General features: G+C 72.2%; 16 protein-coding genes. 5 read left to right on the forward strand and 11 right to left on the reverse strand.

What is annotated here, in order from left to right:
- Positions 1-25 precede the first annotated feature (25 nt).
- Complete coding sequence (locus IE207_RS34080; RefSeq protein ID WP_373304705.1) at positions 26-190, forward strand: DUF6332 family protein; 165 nt, start codon at positions 26-28, stop codon at positions 188-190.
- Positions 191-530: 340 nt separating this feature from the next.
- Here the strand turns inward: IE207_RS34080 and IE207_RS12830 are convergent, their stop codons facing one another.
- The gene (locus tag IE207_RS12830; RefSeq protein WP_190184279.1) at positions 531-737 is read right to left on the reverse strand and encodes a hypothetical protein; all 207 of its coding nucleotides are present in this window, start codon (positions 735-737) and stop codon (positions 531-533) included.
- Between the two features lie 483 nt (positions 738-1,220).
- On the opposite strand from IE207_RS12830, the gene IE207_RS12835 reads away from it, so the two are divergent.
- Positions 1,221-2,453 carry an FAD binding domain-containing protein gene (locus IE207_RS12835; RefSeq protein WP_190184280.1) on the forward strand — a complete coding sequence of 411 codons (1,233 nt, stop codon included), beginning with the start codon at positions 1,221-1,223 and terminating at the stop codon, positions 2,451-2,453.
- A 7-nt stretch (positions 2,454-2,460) separates the two neighbouring features.
- Here the strand turns inward: IE207_RS12835 and IE207_RS12840 are convergent, their stop codons facing one another.
- Positions 2,461-3,456 (reverse strand): helix-turn-helix transcriptional regulator, encoded by a 996-nt coding sequence (locus IE207_RS12840; RefSeq protein WP_190184281.1) that lies wholly within the window; start codon positions 3,454-3,456, stop codon positions 2,461-2,463.
- Between the two features lie 62 nt (positions 3,457-3,518).
- Between IE207_RS12840 and IE207_RS12845 the strand changes: the two genes are divergently transcribed.
- Positions 3,519-3,905, forward strand: a complete 387-nt coding sequence (locus tag IE207_RS12845; protein ID WP_190184282.1) for a VOC family protein — start codon at positions 3,519-3,521, stop codon at positions 3,903-3,905.
- Between the two features lie 16 nt (positions 3,906-3,921).
- Here IE207_RS12845 and IE207_RS12850 read toward each other — a convergent pair whose 3' ends face one another.
- From IE207_RS12850 to IE207_RS12870, 5 genes are read right to left on the reverse strand one after another with little or no spacing between them, the layout of a single operon-like run.
- The gene (locus IE207_RS12850; RefSeq protein WP_190184700.1) at positions 3,922-6,519 is read right to left on the reverse strand and encodes an acyl-CoA reductase; all 2,598 of its coding nucleotides are present in this window, start codon (positions 6,517-6,519) and stop codon (positions 3,922-3,924) included.
- Between the two features lie 5 nt (positions 6,520-6,524).
- A complete protein-coding gene (locus IE207_RS12855) occupies positions 6,525-7,673 on the reverse strand; it encodes a LuxE/PaaK family acyltransferase (RefSeq protein WP_190184283.1) in 1,149 nt (382 codons plus the stop codon).
- Positions 7,670-8,815, reverse strand: a complete 1,146-nt coding sequence (locus tag IE207_RS12860; protein ID WP_190184284.1) for a GNAT family N-acetyltransferase — start codon at positions 8,813-8,815, stop codon at positions 7,670-7,672. The genes IE207_RS12855 and IE207_RS12860 overlap by 4 nt, the downstream gene beginning before the upstream one ends.
- On the reverse strand, positions 8,812-10,176 hold the full coding sequence (locus IE207_RS12865; RefSeq protein ID WP_190184285.1) for an MFS transporter: 1,365 nt from the start codon (positions 10,174-10,176) through the stop codon (positions 8,812-8,814). Before IE207_RS12865 ends, IE207_RS12860 begins: the two co-directional genes overlap by 4 nt.
- Positions 10,173-11,471 carry a phenylacetate--CoA ligase family protein gene (locus IE207_RS12870; RefSeq protein WP_190184286.1) on the reverse strand — a complete coding sequence of 433 codons (1,299 nt, stop codon included), beginning with the start codon at positions 11,469-11,471 and terminating at the stop codon, positions 10,173-10,175. The genes IE207_RS12865 and IE207_RS12870 overlap by 4 nt, the downstream gene beginning before the upstream one ends.
- A 464-nt stretch (positions 11,472-11,935) precedes the next feature.
- On the opposite strand from IE207_RS12870, the gene IE207_RS12875 reads away from it, so the two are divergent.
- Complete coding sequence (locus IE207_RS12875) at positions 11,936-12,298, forward strand: hypothetical protein (protein ID WP_190184287.1); 363 nt, start codon at positions 11,936-11,938, stop codon at positions 12,296-12,298.
- 39 nt (positions 12,299-12,337) lie between these two features.
- Here IE207_RS12875 and IE207_RS12880 read toward each other — a convergent pair whose 3' ends face one another.
- The gene (locus IE207_RS12880) at positions 12,338-13,735 is read right to left on the reverse strand and encodes an alpha/beta hydrolase family protein (protein ID WP_190184288.1); all 1,398 of its coding nucleotides are present in this window, start codon (positions 13,733-13,735) and stop codon (positions 12,338-12,340) included.
- Between the two features lie 130 nt (positions 13,736-13,865).
- Here IE207_RS12880 and IE207_RS12885 point away from each other — a divergent pair, with 130 nt between their 5' ends.
- A complete protein-coding gene (locus IE207_RS12885) occupies positions 13,866-14,048 on the forward strand; it encodes a DUF8839 family protein (protein WP_190184289.1) in 183 nt (60 codons plus the stop codon).
- 141 nt (positions 14,049-14,189) lie between these two features.
- Here IE207_RS12885 and IE207_RS12890 read toward each other — a convergent pair whose 3' ends face one another.
- From IE207_RS12890 to rph, 3 genes are all read right to left on the reverse strand, one after another.
- Complete coding sequence (locus IE207_RS12890) at positions 14,190-14,651, reverse strand: hypothetical protein (protein WP_229873682.1); 462 nt, start codon at positions 14,649-14,651, stop codon at positions 14,190-14,192.
- Positions 14,648-20,755 (reverse strand): DNRLRE domain-containing protein, encoded by a 6,108-nt coding sequence (locus IE207_RS33755; RefSeq protein WP_268250183.1) that lies wholly within the window; start codon positions 20,753-20,755, stop codon positions 14,648-14,650. Before IE207_RS33755 ends, IE207_RS12890 begins: the two co-directional genes overlap by 4 nt.
- Positions 20,756-21,000: 245 nt before the next feature.
- Complete coding sequence (gene rph, locus IE207_RS12900; protein WP_190184290.1) at positions 21,001-23,598, reverse strand: rifamycin-inactivating phosphotransferase; 2,598 nt, start codon at positions 23,596-23,598, stop codon at positions 21,001-21,003.
- Positions 23,599-23,791: the final 193 nt, after the last annotated feature.

The following is a 23,791-nucleotide window of genomic DNA, read 5'->3' on the forward strand; positions in this document are numbered from 1 at the left end:
ACGTCCGTACGAAGTGACCGGGCAGGTGCCTTCCCCCATCCCCGCCTCTACGATCGCCGGGCCGGCCGCGGCCTGGCGCCTTCCTCCTGCCGTCGACGAGCTGCTCCTGGTCTCCGGGGCTTCGATCGCAGGAGTTCTTGCGGTGATCCGTGTCATCCATGTCCTCCGGCGGCACAGGCATCGCCGCTAGGGCGCGTTTCGAAAGTCCCGCCTGCCCCGCGACGCCCGGCACGCACGCTCGCCGCGTTGTCGGGATCGCCCGTGTACGGCCCGGTACGAGGGCGACCCTCCGCCTTGCGATCGCACGCACCGGACGCCGCGGGGCCCGCCCTTCGGGCGGCCGGCGCTACTTTCGAAACACGCCCTAGCGCTGTGACCGTAGGGGGACCTCGACTCGGGCCACCGGCCGATGGCCACCCGCCGCTGACATCGGGATGGCGGGCGTTGGCGTGGCGCCAGGGCAGGGACGGCGAAGCCGCCCGTAGGTTCCGCCCGGGTGAGCGGCCGTGCCGGCCGCGGGGGCGCCGGACTCAGCCGCGGTGGAACAAGTCCTCGTCGTTCGCCGGTGGAACGGTGCTGTTCCGGGGCCGGCTCGGGCGGCGGGGTACGGTGCGGCCCTGGGCCAGCCACTGCCGCTCCACCGCGTCGTAGATCGGCGCTTCCGATGGCTGCCCCGACTCCGTGAGCGAGCGGACGAGCTGGGGCCACTCGGGAGGCGAAACGGTTCTCTGCTCCATGTCCAAGCCAACGACGCCGCGCCGAGGATGTGGCGGCACGTGACCGTACCGTCACCAACCGGACGGATCGCGCGTCTCCGATGCGGCGTCCTCGTAGGGCCATGACGCCGCGTTGGCCATTTGGGAGCGGGCGGCCGAGGGTGGCCGTCGGCGCGCCGGGTGCCACCAGCGGTCCATCGGAAGCTCGACGCCGTCCGGGGCCAGGTCGACTGCCACGCGGTGTTGCAGGCTCAGGGTCTCCAGGGACCTCGGGGGAGCCGGACGCGCCCGGAGCGGTCCAGGGCGACGTGCTCGCGTTCGCTGCGCGGGACTCCGCCCTTGCGGGCCCGGCGACGGGCGACATCCCGCCTGATGGGGACGTCGGCGGACGCGTGCTCCCTTGCCGGATCCGTCGTCCGTGCCGGAGAGTCCCCGTAGGAACGGCCCCGCCGGTCCCGGCAGGGGTCGGGGCGCGGGGACCGGCGGCGAAGCGAGGGAGCAGCCATGCAGGGCGGTACGGTCGCGGTGATCGGCGGGAGCATTGCGGGGTGTGCGTTCGCCTCGGCGGCGGCACGTGCCGGGGCGGACGAGGTGGTGGTGCTGGAACGTACCCGCGGCCGGCTCGCCGACCGCGGACTCGGGCTGTGCATCCACGACGATCGGTCCGCCGAGCTCGCGGCGACCGGCGCCCTGCCCCCGGGCATCGCCGCCCACCGGCTGACCCGGCGCCGGTGGGTGGTCCGGGACGCCGCCGCCGGGCCGGCCGGGCGGACGTTCTGGGAGCAGCCGTTCCCCTTCCACTCGTACCATTGGGGACTGCTGTGGAGCGGGTTACGGGAGGCGACGCCGGAATCGGTGGTCTACCGCCAGGGCGCGGCGGTGACGGGGGTGGCTGCCGGCGGGGACCGGGCCCGGGTGCGGCTCGGAGACGGGGCGGTCGAGGAGTACGACCTGGCCGTCGGCGCCGACGGCTACCGCTCGGTGGTGCGGGAGGCGGTCAGCCGTACCTCGCGCCCCGAGTACGCCGGGTACGTCTGCTGGCGCGGGAACTTCGACGCCCGGCGGCTGGCGGAGACCGGCGAGGCGGACTGGCCGCGCGACGCCGTGACCACCGTGTGCTTCGAGGGCGGCAGCTGCGTCGTGTACCGCATCCCCGGCCCGGCCGGCTCCAGGGTGAACTGGGTCCTGTACGCGATGCCCCCGCAGAGCGGCCGGCTGCGGCTGGACGACCCCACCAGCTTCCCGCCCGGCCGGCTCACGGCCGAACTCGCGGCGGCGCTGCCGGAGTTGCTGGAACGCGACTTCCCGCCGTACTGGGCCCGCGTCATCTCGCTCACCGACGCCGAGCACACCTTCGTCCAGCCGATCTACGACCTGGCGAGCGCGCACACCACCGCGGGCCGCTTCCTGCTGGCGGGGGACGCGGCGGTCGTCGCGCGCCCGCACACCACCAGCGGGGCGGCGAAGGCCCTCCAGGACGCCAGCGCGTTCGAGACCGCCTGGCGCCGGTCGGGCTCCTGGGACGAGCTGCTGGACGCCTACCGGGCGGCGCGGGGGCCCGCGGGCCGGGAACTCGTCGCCCTGGCCCGCAGGCTCGGCCGGGCCCAGGTGGAGCGGACGCCCGCCTGGGCCGTGATGGACGGCCGTGCGGCGCAGGCCTGGTGGCGGGACCAGCTCGCGGACGCGGCGGACATCGGCGGCCAGGCCATGACCGCCCCGAAGCCGGCCGTGGGGTGACAGCCCCTCACCGTTCGCGCGTCCGGGCTCGAAGGGGACGGCTCTGCCGCTCGTCGTCGTTGTCCTCGAACAGTGCCCGGGTACGGCGCAGCAGAGCTTCCCGTACATCGTCCGGTGACAGGACCCTCAGTGGTGTGGCCAGGCTGAGGAGGTACCTGGCGAGCCCGTCCGCGTCGGGGCCGCCGATGTCGACGACCGTGGCGTCGGGGCCTTCCGGGCGGTGCGTACCGACCGTCGCCGGGATCAGCCGAAGCGCCTGTTCCAGGGGCAGAGGGAGACGGATCGTCACGTAGAGCGGGTAGGCGCCGGCCGCGATGGACTGGGAGACGAGCAGAGCCGGGTCGGGTGGGTCGCCGAGTTCCACCGGGCGCCCGGTCGGCTGTATCCGGCCGATCCGGTCCGCCCGGAAGGTACGCCATTGGTCCCGCGTCACGTCCCGGGCGACGAAGTACCAACGGCGTCCCGTGTGCACCAGGCGGTACGGGTCGACCTCCCGGACCGTGTCCTTCCCTTCCCGGTCACGGTATGACAGTCGGCTGCGCTCGCCCCGGCGGCATGCGGCGGCCAGTTCCAGCAGCATGCCGGGCGTGATCTGCGGTTCGTCGGGTCTCGCGGTGTGCACGAAGGCGGCGTCCATCTCGCCCAGTCGGTCCGCGATCCGGCGGGGCAGCACCTGACGTAGTTTCAGCAGGGCCGACAGCGCGGCCTGGTCGCCGCCGAGGACGCCGCTGAGCGCGGCCTCGCGCAGCCCGACGGCCACGGCCAGTGCCTCTTCGTCGTCGAGGACCAACGGCGGCACCCGGGTCCCGGCACGCAGGCGGTAGCCGCCCCACGGCCCGGGGTCGGACTCGACTCCGTAGCCGAGTTCTCGCAGCCTTGCGACGTCTCGCCGCACCGTGCGCTCGGTGACCGCCATCTTGTCGGCCAGCTCGCCGCAGGTCCACGACGGCCGTACGGACAGGAGCGAGACGAGTCGCAGCAGGCGCGCGGATGTGCTGATCACCTCCGAAGTGTCCCGCACGACCAGGACCGTAACTGTCCTGGTCCCGTCATAGCGTCCTTCCCATGAGCACAGAAGACACCTCCGCACCCGCGATCCGCTACGCGGCCGTCACTTTCGACTGCCCGGACCCCGCCGAACTGGCCCGCTTCTACGGCGACGCCCTCGGCCTGCCCGTCGCCTACTCCTCTGACGACTTCGTCCTCCTCGGCCAGGAGGGCTCGGCCGGGCTGGGGTTCAGCCGGCTGGCCGACTACCGGCGTCCCACCTGGCCGGACCCTTCCCAGGAGAAGCAGGCGCACATCGAACTGGGCGTCGACGACTTGGAGGTCGCGCAGGCCTGGCTGCTCGCCCTGGGGGCCGTCGAGCCCACGGTTCAGCCGGAACCCGACAGGTGGCGGGTCCTGCTGGACCCCGCGGGCCACCCCTTCTGCATCACCACCCTGGTCTGAGCGTGATCGGCCGTCGTCATCGAGGCTCCTGGCGGCGGGTGTCCACCACCGCCAGGAGTTTGCCGCTCGTGGGGCTGCGGTCCAGTGCGGCGCCGTCGACGGCCTCGACCACCAGGTCCAGCAGTCGTTCGGTCACCGCCGCGCGGAGTTCCGGATAGCCGGTCAGGAAGACCTCCCGGAGACGCTCCGGATCCGTCGTCCCGCCGCGCTCCACCCGCACGGTGAGCCGCTCGCGCGCGTCCGCCGCCTCCAGGCGGATCTGCAACTCACCCCGGTAGCCGCCCTGTTCTTCGGCCAGGCTCAGGATGCGGCGGTGGTTGAGGAAGTACGTCGCCACCCGCATCACGTCACCGGTGCGCCCCATCAACTCGAAGCGGGGCGCGTGCCGCCCGCAGGCGCACCGGCCGGGGACTTCCCGTCCGAGGTCGCCTATCAGGTACCGGCCCAATTGCTGGCCGCGCCGGGCGTGCGTGGTGAAGACCAGCCGGCCCGTTTCGCCCGGGGCCACGGGCCGGTCCTCGGCGAGGTCGACGATCTCCATCGTGTGCAGGTCGGCGTGCAGGTGGTGGACGCCGCCCGAGCTCTCGGTGCACTGGTAGCCCAGCGGGCCCAGATCGGTGCTGCCGTAGGTGATCGAGTGGACGACCTCGATGCCGAACCTCTCCTCCAGGGCGCGGCGCTGCTCCCGCGTGAAGTGCTCGCCGCCGTAGAAGATCTTGCGCAGGCCGCCGTACGCGCGCAGCGTTTCCTCCTGCGCGTGCAGGAGCTGCCAGAGGTAGGAGGGCATTCCGAACAGCGTGTCGGCCCCGTGGTCGACGATGGCCCGGGCGGTCGCCCGGTGGTCGGGCCCGGCGGACAGGGGGAGCTGGACCCCGCCCAGGCGTTCCAGCACGGAGAAGAAGCTGATGAAGCTGCCGTACATGGCGCCGCAGTAGAAGAGGTTGGCGGTGCGGTCCCCGACCGGGTCGTAGCCCGCGGCGAGCAGGCCGCGGGCGGCGGCGTGCATCTGGGTGTCGTAGTCGTCGTAGCTGAAGAGCGACAGCGCCGGCTCGCCCGTGCTCCCGCCGCTGCGGAAGTACAGCTCGGCATCCTCCCGTGCCAGCCGGCGGCCCTGTTCCTGAGCGTCCTCCTTGCCGACCAGCGGACCCGCGGGCTGCGGCAGGACGACGGGACGGGCGAGGTCGTCCAGACAGGCGGTGGTGGCGAAGCGGGCCGGGTCGGCCTGGACCGCGACGCGGCGGCTGTAGCGCTGCAGGGCGTACACGCCGTCGTGGGGTTCACCCGCGTAGCTGTCCAGCATGGAGCCGACCGGCGTCACCCGGGTGACGCCCGCTGCCAGCGCGGTACGGGCGAGCTCGGCGATGTCGGTGGGGCTGCCCGCGAGGCCGGCCGTCTGCAGGTAACGGCGCATCGGTCGCAGGGTGGTGATCAACTGCTTGCGGGGCAGTGGTTTGACCCACACGCTGCGGTGCAGCGGTGAGGCGGCGAGCGGCGAGCGGGTGTCGGCCATGACCCGCCACGAGCCGTCCGGGGCGGCGAACACACGCGTCAGACCGAGGTGTTCCTCCAGCCGGGCCACCAGTTCGGTGGTGGTCAGCTCCGCCTCCTCGGCGGGGTCCGGGCCGTCCGCCTCGGCCGCGGACGCGGCGGGCGGCCGGGATGCGAGGACCGCGGCGAATCGCCCGGCGAAGGCGAAGACCTCGCCCTCGTCCGCGGTGTCGAGGTAGACGACCTGGGGGCTGGAGCACGCCTGCTGCTCGTGCAGGCACACATCGGCCGCGAGGGCGTCGAGGGTACCGGCGTCGGACCAGGCGTCGGCGGTGAGGTAGGCGAAGGAGATGCGGTGTCCCCACTCCACCAGCCGGCAGCCGGGCGGGACGTGCGCCGCCACCCCTTCGACGGCGCCTTCGCCGCCCCATACGGCCACGGCGTCCGCGGGTGCGCACATCAGACGCAGCCATTCCTGCCGGGAGGACGGGAAGCGCAGGACGACGATCCGCGCGGCCAGGGCGCCGCTGGGGTCCAGAGCGGCCAGCTCGGCCATCAGGTGCTGCGTCAGCAGGGTGTCGGCGCTGCTGGTCTTGAGGATGTTGACGTTTCCGGCGAGCAGGCCCTCGACGATGCTGAGTGGTGCGACGGTCGCGCTGTTGCCCGGGGCGATGTGGGCGACCAGGCCGACGGGCGCCCAGGCCTCGTAGACCGTTTCGCGCGGATCGGCGCGGTTCAGCCGGCCGGGGGTCGCGCTGCCGAGCTCCCGGCGCAGCTTGCGGGTGAGCTCGCGACGGCCGAGGGCGCCGCCGAGCTCCACCAGGACCGCCGGGTCCTCCCCGTCGGGCAGGTGTGCGGCGAGCCGGGCGTGTACGGGGTGGGCCGGGTCGCACAGGGCGGCGGCGAGGGCGTCGCAGGCGGCCAGCACGGTCTCGGTCTCCAGCACCGAGGCGAGCGCCGCCTCCACGGCCGCCGGCAGGTCGGCGAGGCGGCGCGCGGCGTCCTCGTCGCGGATGAAGGAACCCTGCCAGTAGTGGTGCGCGACGCCGGTGCCGTGCCGGCCGTCCGGGGACACGGCCACGGTCTGGCGACAAGTCACGGTGTCGGTGTCGGTCGCGGTCTGCATCTCGCTCACGCCATTCCCTTCATCAGTTCTGCTGCGGCCACCGCGCAGCTGCGGTTGCGGCTCACCCCGGCGCGGCCGTGGACGGTGAACCAGGGGGTCTCCAGCTCGCACCCGCAGGCGTCTCCCGGCCGGAGGGAGGCGAGGTCGCCCATGACCACGCTCTGGGCCGGTACCGAGGTGATGTACGGCGATACGAGGTGCAGGTAGCCCGGTTCCCCGTAGGGCAGGGGTTCGAGCGTGCGCGTGGAGAGGATCGCGACCCGGGACCAGACGGGCGCGTGCAGCCGGTGGTGGTCGCACTCGATGTACGGGATGCAGTGCTCCACCGACCCGAAGGTGTCGCGGATCCGCTCGCCGGGAATGCCGAGCTGCTCGGTGACGCGCGCGTACAGCTCCTCCTTGCCGATGCGCCGGTCGGCGTGTCCCTTCCAGCCGCCGCCGAGGACGACGAGGGACCCCTCGGGCAGGCGCAACGGGGGCAGTCCCATGGCCCGCATCCGCTCCAGCGTGAAGAAGAGGAAGGCGGGGAAGCCGAGGATGCGGACCGGTGCGTCCTCCCGCTCGAAGCGGCGCAGCGCGGCGATGCAGCCGAAGGGGTCGAACTCGTGGTCGCCGCCGGTGTTGCGCAGGGCGTACTCGACGCTGCGCGCCGGGGCGAAGTCGCACAGGTAGTTGTCGGTGAAGGCCGTCCCGAGGTTCAGGGAGGGGGCCGGTTCGTAGCTGTAGAGGAGGTAGTTGACCTCCTGGTCGGGGGTGATCCACCCGTTGCGCTCGAAGATCCGGGCGACCATGCGCTGCGCGGAGCGGATGGTCCAGTGGTCGAAGAACATCTGCGACTTCTGGCCGGTGGTTCCGGAGGAGGTCAGGTGCAGCTCGACCTCCTCGCGCGCGACGGAGAGCACCTCGTGCCGCTTGAAGAAGTTCGCGTGGACCAGCGGCGCCCGGTACGGGTGCGCCTCGGGGGTGGCTTCGTACAACGAGCGGAAGAACGGGGAACGTTCGGCGTGCCAGGCGTTGGTCTCGGCCATGGCGGCGGCGAACAGAGCGTCGTGCTCGGGCCCGTGGGCATAGGGGTCGGTCAGGTCGCACAGCCGTTGCACGTGCGGCAGGAGGGCCGGGTCGGGTACGGCGACCGGCGCGAGATGGGGGTTCATGGGGCAACCTCGGATGGTGTGGGCAGGTGCGTCGACGCCCAGGCCGACACGTAGCAGTCCAGGTACGGCTGGAGGGGGGGTTCGACGGCGACGCCGCGGAAGTCGATCCGCTCGCCGGAGCGGGACAGGACGGCGTAGTCGTGGAAGCCGTCGCCGTCCGCGCGCATCGCCGGGTAGAGGGCTCCGGCGACGAAGCCCTGGGCCAGGAAGGCGCTGAGGGCTTCCCCGTGTTCGAGGGGGACCAGGGCCTCCACGTAGCCGGCTCCGGCCCTGGCCAGGGCCCGGGTGACGGGTTCGAGGTGGGCAGCGGCCGCCGCGGGGCCGGGGTGGGCGGTCAGCAGCGAGCAGTACCCGCCGGCGCGGTTGAGGTAGGCGTACACCTCGAAGCGGCCGTCTTCGGGGGTGAGCAGTACGTTCGGGGTGTGCAGGGGGTAGAACCAGCCCTCGGCGCCGGGGAACCGCTCTCGGAAGCGGCGCCGTACGAAGGCCGGGGCCTCGATCATCTCCAGCCGTTCCGCGGCCCCGTGGGGAGCGGGCTGCGGGAGCGGGCCGGAACTGGCCCTGACCCCGGGGTAGGAGATGCCGAGCGCGTCCTCGCAGGTGCGCAGCAACGGCAGCAGCGGGGCGGGCACTTCGGTGACGGGGATCCTGCGGTCGAGCACCCCCGCGGAGTGACGCGCGTAGAGCGCGAGGCTCTCGCGGCTACTGAGGTCCACGGCGTTGGGCAGGATGCCGAGCGGCCTGAAGCCGTTGCGGGCGACGACGCGCTGCGGCCCGGCGCTGACGGTGCGCACGGTCGCGTAGACCGAGTCCAGCCGCCCGGTGTCCAGCATGCCGGCGCACAGAGCGCCGGTCAGGGCGGCGGCCAGGCCCCCCGAGCGGTGCCCGGGGTGGACGGCGATGCCCTCCAGGCGGCCGATGCGGCTGCCCGCGTCGCCGCGGATGACGGCGGACGCCGTCAGGGCCCGGGTGTCGGGGCAACGGCCGACGAGCCACAGGGAGTGCGGGTCGGTGATGAGACGCGCCATCTCGGCCGGGTCGGTGCCGAGGGCCACGGGGTAGTGCGGCCCGTAGACGGCGTAGTACAGCTGGCGGAGTTCGGCGATGTCCTCGCGGGTGGCCGGGGTGATGAGGGGGTTCACCGCTCACCTCCGACGGGTTCCGCGTCCCGCTCTGCCGCCGCACCGGGTGACGGCGCGGGGGTCGCAGCACCGGGTGACGGCGCGGGGGTACGGGATCCCAGGAGGGCCAGCGCGAGGGCGGCGGGGAGCAGGCCCGCGCCCTGCACGAGGCACAGGGTGCGGGGCGAGAGGAAGTCACCGGCGGCACCGAAGACCAGGGACGCCACAGGCAGCGAGGAGCCCAGTACCGCCTGCATCACGGCGAAGAAACCGGGCTTGTCCGCCGTCGGCACCAGGCGCTGGAAGAGTGCGACGAAGCGGACGCTGACGGCCCCCGCGCACCAGCCCGCCACGACCAGGCAGCCCGCGATGACCATCCGGTGGGCCACCAGCCCGGGCAGCGCCAGGGCGAGTGCCATGAGGACGAGGCAGTAGGCGCCCGCGACGGTGGGCCGCCCCGGAACCCGGGCGCCGGTGAAGGCGCCGATGAGCGCGCCGGTGCCGAGGGAGGCCTCCAGCAGGGCCACGGTGGCGCCGCCGCCGGAGAGGACCGAGCGGGTGTAGAGGGGGATGACGACGAAGACGGCGGTCGTGAAGAGGTTCGCCGCGGTGAAGCAGACCAGGATCCGCCGCACGTAGGGCAGTTCACGCAGGATGTGGAGCAGCCCGCGGCGCCGGGGCACGGTTGCCGGGTCTCCTGCCGGGCCTTCTGTGGCGGCGGACGGCTGTGGTGCGGCGGTGCGGAAACGGGCGCTCGCGACGAACAGGGCGGCGCCGAGGTAGGCGGCCGCGCAGCCTGCGGCCAGCCCGGCCACGCCGGCCCGGTCGACGGTCAGGGCTCCGAGCAGCGCGCCGCCGAGGCCGGCCAGGGACTGGGTCGACAGCTCGAAGCCGGTGGCCGCCTCGATGTCGGCGTCGTCGACGAGTTCGGGCACCGAGGTGGTCAGGCAGGGGTCGAAGAACGCCTGGCAGGTGGCCAGGGCGAGGGCGGCGGCGTACACGGCGGTGAGGGGCAGGGCGCCGCCGTGCGCCCACAGCGCGAGGGAGCCCGAGGCGGCCCCGGCGAGGAGTGCGGCGGTCCGCAGCACGGAGCGGTGGGCGAAGCGGGCGACGGCTCCGGCCACGACGGGCGCCAGGGCTACGGCGGGCAGCGTGCAGGCCGCCATGAACAGGCCCGAGGCCAGGCCCCGGGCGTCGTGCACGGCGTAGGCGACGATCCACCAGGACACGCCGACCTGGAACATGCGGACGGCGGCCTGGGTGAGGACCTGGCCGAGCCACACGGCGGCGAAGGCACGGTTGCGCAGGACCAGCGGGGTACGGCGGCCGGTGGCGTCATCGGCATTGCCGGCCGCGGGCGGGGGCGCGGGCGCGGCGGTCATGCGGTCGGCCTCTCGTCGAGGACCCGGACGAGCTTGCCCGTGCGCGGGTTGACGGCGAGGTCGCGGTGGCGTGCCCACTCCACGGCCAGCGGGTGCACGAATCCGGCGCGCACGCTGTCGGGGTAGAGCGGTCTCACGGTCTCCAGCTCGGCGATGACGGCTTCGGCCAGAGCCCGCGGGCCGTCGGCGCCTTCACCGGGGGCACCGCTCGCGCCGCCGTCGTCACCCGGGGCCGTCGCCAGCCGCAGGACGAGCCCGTCGCGGCCGTCCCAGCGCCGGACGACGAGTTGCAGGCCGACCACGCGCCCGGCGGTGTCCGCCGCGGCGACCGCGTCCTGGACGTCCTGCGTGTAGAGGGAGACGGGTCCGACGCGTACGCCTTCCTCCGCGCGCCCGAGGATCCGGAAGTGTCCGGGGCCGGTGCCGGTCCATTCGGCCCGGTCGCCGGCGGGGAACCGGATGATCGGCATCAGGCGGCGGAAGAGGCTCGTGACGACGACCCGTCCGGGTCGGCCCGGCTCGGTGACGGGCTCGCCGGTGACGTCGTCCAGGATCTCCACCACCGAGTACGGCGAGAAGGGCTCGTGCACCCGGGTGTCGGAGCCGGGTACGGGACGGCCGAGCAGCCCGGCGTCGACGCTCGCGTATCCGATGGAGCGTGCCTCGGCTCCGGGGAACGCGGTGGCCAGCAGGCGCCGCTGGTCCTCGAACAGGGCCTCGCCGCCGAAGAGGAGCAGCTCCACCGAGTCGAGCCGGACACCGGTGGAGACGACCTGCTCGGCCAGCCGGCACAGGGTGGTGGGCGTGCCGGCCAGGACCTGTGCGGCGAGTTCCCGCAGGGTGGGGATCGTCGATTCCAGGGGTGCTCCGCCGCCGATGGGCAGGCGGACGTTGTCCACGGGCGCGTGGGCGAGCGAGTCGAGGACGAAGAGGAAGCTGGCGTACAGCTCTCCGGCGTAGAAGAGGTCGGCCACGCGGTGCCCCGGGCGCAGGCCCGCGTCCACGAGCCCCTGCCCGAACGAGGTGACGAAGGTGCGCCACTCGTCACGCGTGTAGACGGAGAACTTGGGGGACCCGGTGGTGCCGCCGGTCTTGTAGACGGTGGCCTCACTGAGCGGGCCGGTCAGTACGCGGTTGTCCTGGAGGGTGTTGGCCGCCCAGAAGTCCTGCTGGTCGATCACCGGCAGGTCGGCGAGACGGTCGGTGTGCGGTGGCAGGGACGCGTACAGGTCGCGGTAGTAGGGCGAGTGGTGCCGGGCGAAACGTATGAGGTCCGGGAGGTGCTGGGCGGACATGGGCCTTTGCCTAGGTGACGGGAACGGGAGCGGAGGGGCACGGGAACGGGACGGGAGTCCCGGCAGGGCGCGCAGGGAGCGCAGGCTCCGCCTGCGGTGGCGCCCGGTGGGGACGGGGCCCTGACGGCCGCCTTCTCGCATGCACGTCCGGAACTGACGTGCGGTCATGATGATGAAACATCAATGCGGTTATCACCAAATCAACCAGGATTTCCGGCCAGTTGGGCCAGATTCAACAAAATTTGCAGCCGCGGGGCAGCCACTCCCCCGCCGGGCGCCCCGGTGGCGCCGGAGCTGACCGACGGCCGAGCCGAGGTGACGGCACGGGACCGGGGGCCGGGCAGCGCAGCGGATCGCCCGCCCGATGGCGTTGCGCAGCTCGCGTGCTTCGTCGACGATGCTCCAAGGCCCGACGGTCCGGATTCCACTGGGCCTGGTCAGGGCGTCGGAGAACAGGGGAAACAGTGACGAAGAACAGCAAGCCGAGGAAGCGTCCCGTAGCAGCGGCACTCATACCGCTCTTCGTACTGTCCGGGCTGCTGCTCGGCCCTGCGGCGGCAGCCACGGCGGCCGTGCCCGCCGCCCGCCAGGCCCCCGCCGCAGCGGCGCCGCAGCACGCTCTGCCTGCCGGCGCCGGAGTGGTGGCCGCCGGTCTCCACGCGCCGGCCTCGTCCCAGGCCAAGGCCACCACCGGGAACAAGAAGACCAAGAAGAGCAAGAAGAAGGGCGGCCTCTTCAAGAAACTCCTGATCGTCGTGGTCGTCGTCATCGTGCTGCTCGTGGTCCTGTACGGGGTCCGCCGTGCCATGCGCCGCAGGTCTGCCTGAAGGGCGTTCGTCCGCGGCCGGGTGCGCCGGCCCGGGGGTTCAGCTTCCGGACAGGGTGTGCTGCAGCCAGTCGAAGACGACCTCGCAGTGCAGTTGCGGGGCCATCGGGGAGCAGTGGAGCTGCGCACCCTCGGCCGCGGTCAGCTTCAGGTAGTCCTTGGGCCCGGTGAGCTTGTCGTACAGCCGGCGCGGCTGGCCGGGGTAGAACTGCTCGTCGTCGTAGTCCAGGACCAGGGTGGGTGCCTTGATGCGGCCGACGACGTCGGTGATCGCCAGGGCCCGGATGCGGGTGGCGGGTGTGTAGAAGTCCGTGAACAGCTTGCCCTGACGGGCCTCCAGCATGGCCGGCACGGAGAAGGGCTCGAAACGCTTCTTCATGACCGCGGCGTCGGCCGGGGGCAGCGCGGGCGCGACCTCCTTGTTCCAGATGTCGTTCGTCTGCTGCTTGCCGGGGGTGAGGATCTTGCGGATCCCGGGCGGGAAGCCGAGCCAGGGATCGATGCAGCCCGGCATGGCCACCAGCGCCGCGATCCGCTCGTCGAAGGCCGCCGCGCGAGGGGCGAGATCGCCCGCCATGCTCAGACCGGTCAGGGCGATCTTGCGGGGGTCCACGTCCCGGCGGGCCGTCAACCAGTCGACGAGGGGGCTGACGACCTTCTCCCAGGTGGGCGTGAACACCACCCGGTCCACGAAGAGCAACTGCCCCTGGCCCGGACCGTCGTAGACGAGCGCGTTCCAGCCGCGTGCGAGCGCCGCCGGCACGCCATAGGTCCACATGTCGACATTCTGGCCGTCGCTGCCGTTCGTCAGGATGACGGTGGGACGGGGGGTGACAGCCTCGTCGGGCCGGAAGAACCACACCGGCAGCGGCGTGTTCCCGTAGGGGACGGTGGCCTTGACCGCGGCCGGCTCGCACAGGTCGCAGAAGGTGTCCCAGGCGTTTCGCCCGGACTTGTAGAGCTGTTCCTCGCTGCCCGGGGCGTCGGAGCCGAGGACGAAGAACAGCGCCTGGGCGTAGTACTGGGCGGCGCGCAGCGCCCTGAAACGCCTGGTCTGGCCGTCGGCCGGCGCTCCGGGGGGCGCCTTGAGGAGCCGGTCGCCCAGTTTGCGGAAGGTGTCGACGTACGTCTGTGCGGACAGGCCGGCCCGGTTGATCGCGTTCACGGCGGTGAGGACCTCGCCCACCTCGCTGCTGCCGGCGCCGGCACCACCGAGCGCGAAGAGGCCGTTGAAGTTGTACGCCGGGTCCTGGAAGAGCGTCATCACGCCGGGGGTGGGTCCGCCGGCGGGCCGGCCGGGTGACGCGGAGCCGCTGGAGCCGGGGCCGGGCGCGGCGGGTCCGCCGGCAGGAGCGCATCCTGCGGCCAGCACCGCTCCGGTCCCGACGGTGAGCAGGGCACGCCGCGAGGGCCCGGGGTGGTTCGGTACGCGCTTCATACCGTCCGAACCTAGCGGCGGTGCGGAGCGCCGACCTCCCGCCCGGTCCGAACGGGCGATGCGCCGCCGCATGTCCGCTCCCCGTCGGGGCACCCGCTCGACAGGGTCTTCGACGCTGGAGGTGCTGAACATGACGAGCGCAAGGGTGGTCGCCCATTTCCCCGCCGGGGGTCCGCGAGGCAGCTGGCCCGCCGAGGAGGCCGCGGCCGAGCGGTGCGCACGGGGCGAGGCGGCGCGCGTGGTGATGGACCTGGAACGGGACGCGTTCCTCGTCGTGGTCGGCGAGCAGGCCGGAGCCACGACCAACGCCTGACACCGCCGGGCGCCCCGCGGTGGCAAGCAGCCGCGGGGCGTCGAGTGCCGGCCGCGGAGTGCACATGGACGGGCGGCAACGAGAGCCGCCCCCGGCCGGGGATTCCGGCCGGGGGCGGCTCTCGTATTCAGGCGGCGGGTCTCACAGCCCGCCCACCGTGTACGTGTCGTAGATGTCCAGCAGGTCCTCCTCGGCGTCGAGCCAGACCTCCGGCGGCATCCGGCACACGAGCGCCGTCAGCCCCAGCAGGGCGTTCAGGCCCGGCAACCGGGACTGGTCCGCGACCGGACCGGCCTGGGGCCACTCGTCGGCGAGCGCCCGCAGGCAGTCCCGCCGGGCGCGGGCCGCGTCGGTGTCCGGCCGCTCGTCCGTCACGTGCCACAGGCGTACGGCCCCAACGGGCCGGCACGCGGCGACCACGCTCCGGCGCAGCGCCGGGTCCGCGTCCTGCCACGAGGTGGGCAGGACCAGGCCGGCCAGGGCCGTCCCCGCCGCTTCCTCCGCCTCGGACAGGCGGTCCGCGGGCAGACCCAGCACGGTCAGCCCGTAGGGGGGCTCACCGTGCCAGTGCAGCAGACACACGGTCTGCGGACGGCCCGTCACACGCACATCTCGCTCTTGCCCTGCAGGTAGTGCTTGTCGTAGTTGTAGACGGTGCCGTAGATCCGGTGCCCCGAGCCGTGCGGGCCGCTCGCGATCATGAAGTCGCCCACTCCCTCGTAGTAGTAGCAGTGTCCGTGCGGCGCCCAGTTGGCCACCGCGCGGGCCTTGTACTTGTTGTTGCCGGACTCGTAGCCGGTGTCCATCTTCTCCCAGCCGTACCAGCGGGACCGGTAGAGCGTGATGTGGATGGAGAAGCTGGGCACCTTCTTCTTGCACTTGAGGTCGGCGTGCACGTTGATGCGTCCGTGCACGGTGTGCGAGGGGTGCGGGTAGTCCACGAAGGCGCCGCAGCCCCACTTGTTCGCCCCGTACTGGCCGGTGAGGTCCGTGCAGTTGACACCGTCACCCGAGCAGTATTCGTACGGGTTGGCGTTGCCGCCGTACACCGGGTCCACGGACAGGAAACGGCCGGTGGAGGGGTCGTACTGGCGTACTCCCATCAGGACGACCCCGGCCGGGGTGCCCGAGTCCCGCTGTTGCGCGGCCAGCCAGTTGTAGCGCGCCGATGCCGTTCCCTCGCGGACGTTGCCGTACTCGTCCGTGTCGGCCACCGACAGCGCCTTCTGCGGGTCCAGCGGCAGCGCGACGCCCGCGTCGCCGTGCAGGTCGGTGAACTGGAGCACGGTGTCACCGGCGGTTCCGGTGACGGCGGCCAGTTCCCCGGAGAGGCTGGTGACGTTGCGGCTGCGCAGGTTCGCGGCCACGTCCTCCACGGTCCACGCCGGGTTGTCCGACCCGTCCCGGTAGTGGTTGACGGAGTTGACCGACGCGGTGACGGCGCCCTGGGCGTCGAGGCTCTCGGCCGTCCAGGAGCCCAGGCGGCCCTGCGCGTCGAGGTTCCACGTCTGCCGGTGGCCGCCCGACGTCTGCTGGCGGACCAGGTCGTTGGCGTAGTAGCCGAAGACCGTGTCCGGCTTGGTGAGGGTGCGGCCGAAGGCGTCGTACGAGATGCCCGTGCCGGTCAGCCGGTCGGAGGCGTCGTACGTGTAGTCCGTCGTCGTGGACGCCGGCCCTCCGCCCTGGTCCCGGGTCGAGACCAGCCGCGTGCGGTTGGAGTCGGCGTCGAAGCCGTACGTACGGTGCTGCTGCCCGTACGCGCCCGACTCGTCGACGTCGGTGAGCCGTCCGGTGCGGTCGTAGCGGAAGCTCTGGCCCGTGCTGGCGCCCGCACTGCGGGCGCCCGAACCGGTCTGGCCGTGGACCGTCGGTACGGCCACGTCGGTGAGCAGCGCCGCACCGTCCGCGTCGCGGGTGTAGGCCCGGGAGGTGGTGAAACCGGTTTCGTCGGTGACCGTGGTGAGGGTGTAACCGCCGGGCAGGGTCTCGTTCGCGACCTCGCCGGAGGCGTCGTAGGTGGCCCCGAAGGTGCCGGCCACCGAGTCGGTCAGGGAGGTGGGCAGTCCGCGCGGCTCCTTGGCCGTGTCGTAGGAGTACGTGACCGTGGAGGGCGCGGAGTCGGCGACCTTCACCACGCGTCCCAGCGGGTCGTACTCGGTGGTGGTGACGTTGCCGGCGCCGTCGTCGTAGGAGACCTGGCGGCCGAGGGCGTCGTAGTCGTACACGGCCGTCTTGCCGCCCGCGGCGACGCTGGTCAGTTTGCCGTTCACCGGGTCGTAGGTGCGGACCGTCTCGGGCACCGCGGTGCCGAGGCCGCCGGTGACGGCGGTCCGGGTGACGCGTCCGGCGTCGTCACGGGTGACCTGCGTGGTGCGGACCTCCGGGCCGGCCTTCTCGGTCGTCCTGGAGATCTCGCCTTGGGCGTCGTACTCGTACACCGAGGTGGTGCCGGCCGCCGGATCGGCCGGGCCCTCGGAGCAGACCTTGTCCGCCCACTCGGGACGGCCTCCGCAGGTACCGGTACCGGTCGCCGTGTAGTACGAGGTCACGCGGGTGGCGGCGGCGCCGCCCCTGGGGAGCGTCGTGGAGACCACGCGGCCCTGGGCGTCGTAGGCGGTGCTGGTGACGAGGTTCAGACCCGCGGGGTCCTCGGCCGCCTTGAGGGGCAGGCCCTTGGCCCAGTCGTACGTCGTCGTACTGGTGCGGGTGTCGAGGTCACCGCCCGCGCGGCCGGGCACGAAGGCTCCGGTCGTCACGGTCGTGGGCTGTCCGCTGACCGGGGCGTCGGCGGGCCTGCCCTCGTCGTAAGCGGTGGCGGTGTGCAGGCGCGCCGGGACCTCGCTGCCGGCCGGCAGGTCGGCGGCGCCCTGTTCCAGCTCCACCTGGTGCAGCGGGCCGTAGGAATGCAGCAGTCGCAGACCGTCCGCGCTGTACTCCTTGGTCTCGGCGAGCAGCGCGGCACGCTCAGCGGTGCCGGCGCCGGCGATGCCGAGGTCCGCGAGCCGGTCGAGGGCCGGTCCGGAGGTGGCCAGGGCCAGGTCCCGGTTGGCGGCCGAGAGCGCGTACACGACGGCGCCGCCGGCGTTGTAGCCGGTGGTGGAGATGCGGCCGCCGGGCTGGGCGGTGTTGACCTCGCGTCCGGAGGCGTTGACGTAGGTGACCGCGGCGCGCCTGTACGCGGCGGCCGTCAGTGCCGAGCCGTCGTTCCCGGCGGGCACGGCGTCGGGCGGGAACACGGCGGTGGCATCGGTGGGTGCGTCGGTCTGCCCCCACGCGGCGACGTCGGCGGCGCCCAGCTTGTAGGGAGCGTTCGCGCCGGTCAGCGGGACGTTGTAGACGAGGGAGTTGGCGATGGAACCGCCGTCGGTCACCGTCTTCGAGCCCTGCGCGAGGGACGGGCGGGACGCCTTGAGGAGCATGCCGTCACCTGCGGCCGCCGACGTACCGGCCTTTCCGTAGGTGAAGGTCCACGGGAGTTCGGTGCCCGGCATCATCCAGTAGACGCGGTGGGCCGAGTCGTACGAGTACTGCACCTGCGTGGACTGGGACAGGCGCGGGTCCCACTGCTGGCGGAGCCGGCCGTCCTTGTCGTAGCGGTACGTCGAGACGGCCTGGCTGGTGGCCGCGGTGGCGCCGGGGGCCGTGGACCACCGGCGGATCTCCTTGACCCGGCCGGTGAAGTCGCCGAAGTCGGCTGCGGTGGTGTAACCGGTCGCCGTGGTGGCCGTGGCGTACACGAACTCCAGGCTCTCGCAGCCCGCGGTGGCGGGGGCCGACGCGCAGGCGTCCGAGTTCGCGGCGGTGCTGGGGGCTATGAGGTACTTGGGCCGGGCGAGCACCTTCGTGCCCACCGGGACCATATCGGAGACCACGCGGGTGGTGGTGTTGTCGGTGGGCAGCTTCGTGGACTCGACCTGCCAGGTCTCGGCGGCCGGGTCGACCTTCTTGAAGACCGTGGTCGCGCCGTCGTCGTCGGTCAGGGTGAAGGTTCCGGTCAGCTGGCCGGTCAGGGTGAGCTGTTCGGCGCCGTCCTCGGGCTTCCAGCCGCCGCCGGAGGTTGCGGTGAAGCCGATCGCGCCCTCTTCCATCAGGACCTCGACGGAGGTCGCGGAGGTCTTGCGCAGGCCGGTGTAGGAGGAGTCGGTGATCTCGGCGTAGACGCCGGAGACCCACTCGGGTCCGAAGATCTGCACCTGGCCGTCGTCGTTGGCGTGGCCGTCACGCGAGTAGGCGGTACGCGTCACCGCCGTGCCCGCGCCGTCCGCGTCCGTGGCCCGGAGGGTGAAGTCACCGGTCAGGCTGTTGACGTAGCCGGGGCCCACGGGGAGCGAGGGCGCCACGCCGGCCGCGCGGTCGACCGTGACGGACACCTGCGGGGAGGCTTCGGTGGTGGTGGCCCCGCTGAACACGGCGCGCACGTCGACCGGCCCGTCCTCCGGAAGGGTGGTCGTGATCTCCCAGGTCAGTGGGGCGGGCTTGCCGCCGCTGACCGCGACCGGCCAGCCGGAGAGCGCCGCGCCGGTGGAGTTGACCCGCACGTGGGCGGGCGGCACGTCCTGCCACTGGTCGGTCTCACCGCGGCGGAACTGGTAGCGGACACCGGTATAGGAGGTGTCGCCCTGGGCCATCAGGCCGGTGCGGCGGGCCGGGCGTTCGCCGTCGCCGGGGCTGGTCAGGGCCGCGCCCTTGCCCGCGTTGAAGGTGTAGGCCGTGTCTGCGGAGACGTTGCCGGCCGCGTCACGCGTGTGGGCGGTGACGGTGTGCGCCCCGGCCTTGAAGGTGAGGGGCTTGGTGACGGCCGTGCCGGTGGTGGCGGCGGTCATCCAGGCACCCGAGTCGAGCTTGTACTGGATGTCCTTCACGTCGCCGGTGGGCGGTGTGAAGGTGAAGGAGCCGGTGAAGTCGCCGGCTGCGTCCGGGGTCCCCGACCACTGGCCGGCCGGAAAGGCCGTGGAGGACACGGCGGTGACGGCGGGCTTGGTGGTGTCGACGGTGAAGGACTGCCAGGCGGACCACGTGCCGTTGGCGGTGGTGCCGTCGGACACGGTGGCGCGCCACTTGTAGTTGCCCGGGGCCAGCGCGGTGGACGGCGTCCAGGGCGCGTTCGTACCGGAGGCCGTGAAGGCCGACTTGCCGCTCTGGAGGGCGGCGGTGCCGGCGGCGGTCCAGATCTCGTACGAGAGCTGGACGGTGTTGCCGTCGGCGTCGGTGGCCTTGCCGGTCAGCGTCGGGGTGGTGTCGTTGGTCGACGTACCCGACAGCGGCGCGACCGCCACCGCCGCACCCGGCTTGGTGTTGTAGTTGACCGTGAGCGAGGGCTCGTAGGCGGCGTTGTGCGCGCCGTCCGTCTGGTTGGCCGAGTAGTAGCGGCGCCAGGTGAGCGGGTCGCTCTCGTCCACGGCGGCGATCCGCACACCGTAGTTGGGCTGGCCGTCGGCCCACGCCTGGACGATCGCGTCGACGTCCCAGGACACCAGGCCGGCCGGGCAGGTGGAGTTGTAGCCCTTGGCCGCGGTGGAGGTCACGGCTCCGGTGGCCGTGGTGGCCGGCTGGTTCGACCAGGTGATCGCCGACGGGTCCCAGTCGGCGGTGATCCGTCGGACCTGGTTGCCGGAGTTCGCCGTCGAGCAGGTCGAGGAGTAGGTGGAGTAGAGGCGCAGGTCCGTGTCCAGGATCTGCTTGCCCTTGTACTTGTCGACGTTGAACTTGAGGAACGAGCGGGCCTTCTCGGCGCCGTTGTACGTGCCCGACTTCAGTTCGGTCGAACCGCGCTGCGAGGTGAGGTAGTCGTCGTACTGGATCCAGGTGTCGGTGACCGGCCCCATGAGGGAGTCGGTCGGGTCGATCGTCACCGGGTACGTGAGCTTGGGGTCGTCCAGGAACGCCCGGCTCGGCTTGAGGACCATGACCTGGCCGCGGCCGTCCTTGGCCTGCTCGACGTCCACTTCGACAGGAGCGATGTGTTCCGCGTCGCCCGAGGCCCGGTCGTAGGAGGAGTCCCACATCACCGGTGCGGGGGCGGTGGCCTTCGCCTGGCTCTTGTCGTCCTCCCAGCGCAGGTGCTTGTCGTCGGTCTCGGTGAGCCGCAGGCCGCTCGCCTGGACCGGTATGCGGTACTCGACCGGGCCCTTGGGGCGCTGGTGGAGGACGACCGAGTGGGAGAAACCTTCCTTCAAGGCGGTGACCACGAGGTCGCCGCCGCCCGCGACGGCGTTCTTGTACGTCGCGGTGGAGCCCTTCAGCTCCGGCTTGGGCAGAGCGCCCGTCCAGCCGATGCCGAGCGAGTGCTGTCCGCGCTCGACCGCGACGAGCGGCTTACCGGAGCCACCGTCCGACAGGGCGACGTCCGCCGCGGCGGCCTTGGGCTTGATGGCGCCGCCGGACTGGACGAGGTGCGTGTCGATCGGCTGCCAGGCGCCGTTGGCGGCCTTCACGCGTACCGGCCCGGTGAAGCTCTCCACCGAGGTGGTGCCGCCCGGTTGGGCGTAGGTGGTGGTCGAGTCGGTCCGTTCACCGGTGATCTCGATGCGGCGGTGCTGGAGCCGGGCCATCAGGAACGCGGAGGCCGCGTCGGGGGCCTCCGCGGCGGCGGGGGCGGTGCGGGGTGTGGGGGCGGGGGCGGTGCGGACGGCCGGTACGGCGACGGCCGGTCCGTCCAGCACCGCCACGGTGCTGATGACGGAGACCACGATCGCGGCTCGGCGCATCCATGGCGACGAGGCCCTGGAGCGTCGGCCTGCGGCGGCAGGCGGGCGTGCACTCATCTGGCTGGGGGCTCCTCTGGTCAGGGGTTTGACCAGGGGACGCTAATGCCTTCGCACGTCGCGTGATCGCGATCAATCGGACAGAGGGGACAGTGGCTCCACCCTGTGATCAAACCGTGTTGGAACCAGAGCGAATTTTTGGATTCCTCTTCCGGGACGCCCGCCGGATCACGGGAGGTGCCGGTCGGTCAGGACAGGATCTCGACGTACCCGTCGGTTCCGTGCACGCGGATCCGCTGGCCGTCGCGGATCAGCCTGGTGGCTCCCTCCACGCCCACGACGGCCGGCAAGCCGTACTCCCGGGCGATCACCGCGCCGTGCGTCATCAGGCCGCCCACCTCCGTCACCAGTCCCGCGGTTGCGACGAACAGGGGTGTCCAGCTGGGGTCCGTGAAGGTCGTGACCAGGATTTCGCCCGCTTCGAGATCGGCTTGCGCCATGTCGAGGACGACACGGGCCCTTCCCTCGACGGTCCCCGCGGAGACCGGCAGGCCGGCCAGCGCGCCGGCCGGCACGTCGTCGCGTCGGTACGCCCCGGTGACCGCCTCGCCGTCCGATGTGAGGACCCGGGGCGGGGTGAGGGCCCGGTACGTCCGGAACGCGTCTTTGCGCTGCTCGACGAGCCGGCCGTCGAACCGGTGCGAGCGTACGACGTCGTGGAACTCCTGGAAGGTGAGGTAGAAGACGTCTTCCTTCTCCGTCAGCACGCCGGCGCGCACGAGGCGTTCGGCCTCTTCCAGCAGAGCCCGCTTGTAGACGAAGGAGCGGCTGACGATGTCGTACTTCGGGTACTCCCTGTACCCGATGAAGGTCCGGACCCGGTCGATCATCCGCTTGGTCTCGCGGGCTTTGCGGTCCCCGTCCGGCAGGGCCCGCAAGCGCGACAGCACGTCCGCTTCCTTCTTCTGCGCCTTCTGCCGTCCCTCCTCGAAGCGCCGCTCGGCGGCGCCCGGTGCGAAGTTCCTGACGTTGTCGAGGATCGCCGGCACGAGGGTGGTGGGGCGCTCGCGCCAACGGGGCCTCGTGATGTCGATCTCGCCGGCACAGCGCATGCCGTACCGGACGAGGTAGTCCTCGATGGCGTCGTGCGCTTGCGCACCGCCGGGGAGCTTCGCCAGGTCGTCCAGGAAGCCCTCGTCCTCGACTCCCTGCAAGAACGCCACCACTTCCTTGTGCGGGCGGATCACGTCCGCGACGTCGAGCAGCGCGAGTCCCATCTCCGACGTGACGTTGCCGGGGGCGGACAGCGTGAGGGTGTCGGCTGCGTTCTTCTCACCGAGCCACTCGTACAGCTTGTCGTTGAGCCACCACGTGGCTTCCATCCCCGCCATGATCACCTGGATGCTGAGCGGGTAACCGACGATCCGCTTGTGCTCTTCGAAGGCTTCCAGCAGGAAGTCGAACAGCGCGGGTCCGGTCTTCGTCCGGATGCCGCGGTCCAGGTCGGCAAGGGACCTCCGGCTGCGCTCGACCAGCTCGGCGACGATGGCCGGATCCGTCTCGATCGGTGCGGCCGCGGCGCCGGGCCGCGGTCCGCCCCGACCCTCGTCGGGCAGCGACGGGACGAAACCGTCGCGGTCGAGGACGCTCTCCAGCGCGTCCCTGACCAACGGATCGCCTCTCCCCACCAGGTCGAGCAGGGCGGTGCGGCCCGCGGGCGAGCCCAGGCCCCGGGTGACGTCGACGAACAGCCGCCCGCCGGCCTCGTGCATCGCCACCATGGCCGTCAGCTGCCACACGGACAGGCCCAAGGGCTTCATCGCGTCGGTCATCATCTGCTGGTGCCCGACGGAGACGTAGACGTGGTTCTCCCGGTCGCCGCTCTGGGGGACGGGGAACAGCGTCGTGATCGGCCGGCTCTGAACGATCCGGAAACCGTCATCGGCCAGGCACCATTCGATGTCCTGGGGGCGCCCGAAGTGCGCTTCGATCCGCCGGCCCAGCCGCACCAGTTCCACGGCCTGTGCATCCGTCAGAGCCGGCTCCTTCTGCCGCCGCGGGTCGATCGTCACCTCGTGCGTACCGCCGGCTGACAGGGCGTGAACGGCTCGCTGTTTGGCGGCGATCGTCTTGGCGACGATTTCGCCGTCGCGCACCGTGAAGACGTCCGGGTTCACGAGACCGGAGACCAGGGCCTCGCCGAGACCGAAGCCGGCGTCCACGGTGGCGACCTTCCGGTTGCCGGTGACGGGGTCGGCCGTGAACAGGACGCCGGCCGCCCGCGGGAAGACCATCTGCTGGACGACCACGGCCATGTGGACCGTACGGTGGTCGATGCCGTTGCGTTGGCGGTAGGCGACGGCCCGCTCGGTGAACAGCGAGGCCCAGCACCGGCTCACGTGCTCGATGACCGCCGTCGGCCCGACGACGTTCAGGTACGTGTCCTGCTGACCGGCGAAGGAAGCCGTCGGCAGGTCTTCCGCCGTCGCGCTGGAGCGGACGGCGCAGGCGCAGTCCTCGCCGAGCCGGGTGAGCGCGCCGGTGATCGCATCCGCGAGATCGTCCGGGACGGTGATTCCTTCGATGGTCCGGCGAATGCGCTCGCTGAGCGTGCGGATCGCCTGCCGGTCGTCGGGGTCCAAGCGGGAGAGCCGGTCCAGTTGGTCCTCGATCGACGGGGCCTGCGCCACGATGCGCCGGAAGGCGTCCGTCGTGACGCAGAAGCCGCCCGGCACGCGGATGCCTTCGATCCTCAGCAGCACGCCCAGGTGTGCGGCCTTGCCGCCGACGAGCGCGGCCTGTGACTCGTCGATCTCTTGCAAATTCAAAACGTACTGCCCGATCACTGGCGTCGTGCCCCCGTTTTCCGCAGGTTGTGGTCCAGGCCGATGATTCTGCGCCGTGACGGGGGCCTTGCCGCAAGCCCCCCAGTGCGCTATACCTTGGGAGTGGCGAGGAGAGCGGTCTCCTGGCCCTTTTCTTTTGCCCCGGCCCCACCGCCGTCGACCGCTGCGACCGGCAGGCGGCCCGGGAGGACAT

It is taken from the genome of Streptomyces cirratus (assembly GCF_014650775.1).
In the GTDB taxonomy this organism is placed as follows: Bacteria; Actinomycetota; Actinomycetes; order Streptomycetales; family Streptomycetaceae; genus Streptomyces; species Streptomyces cirratus.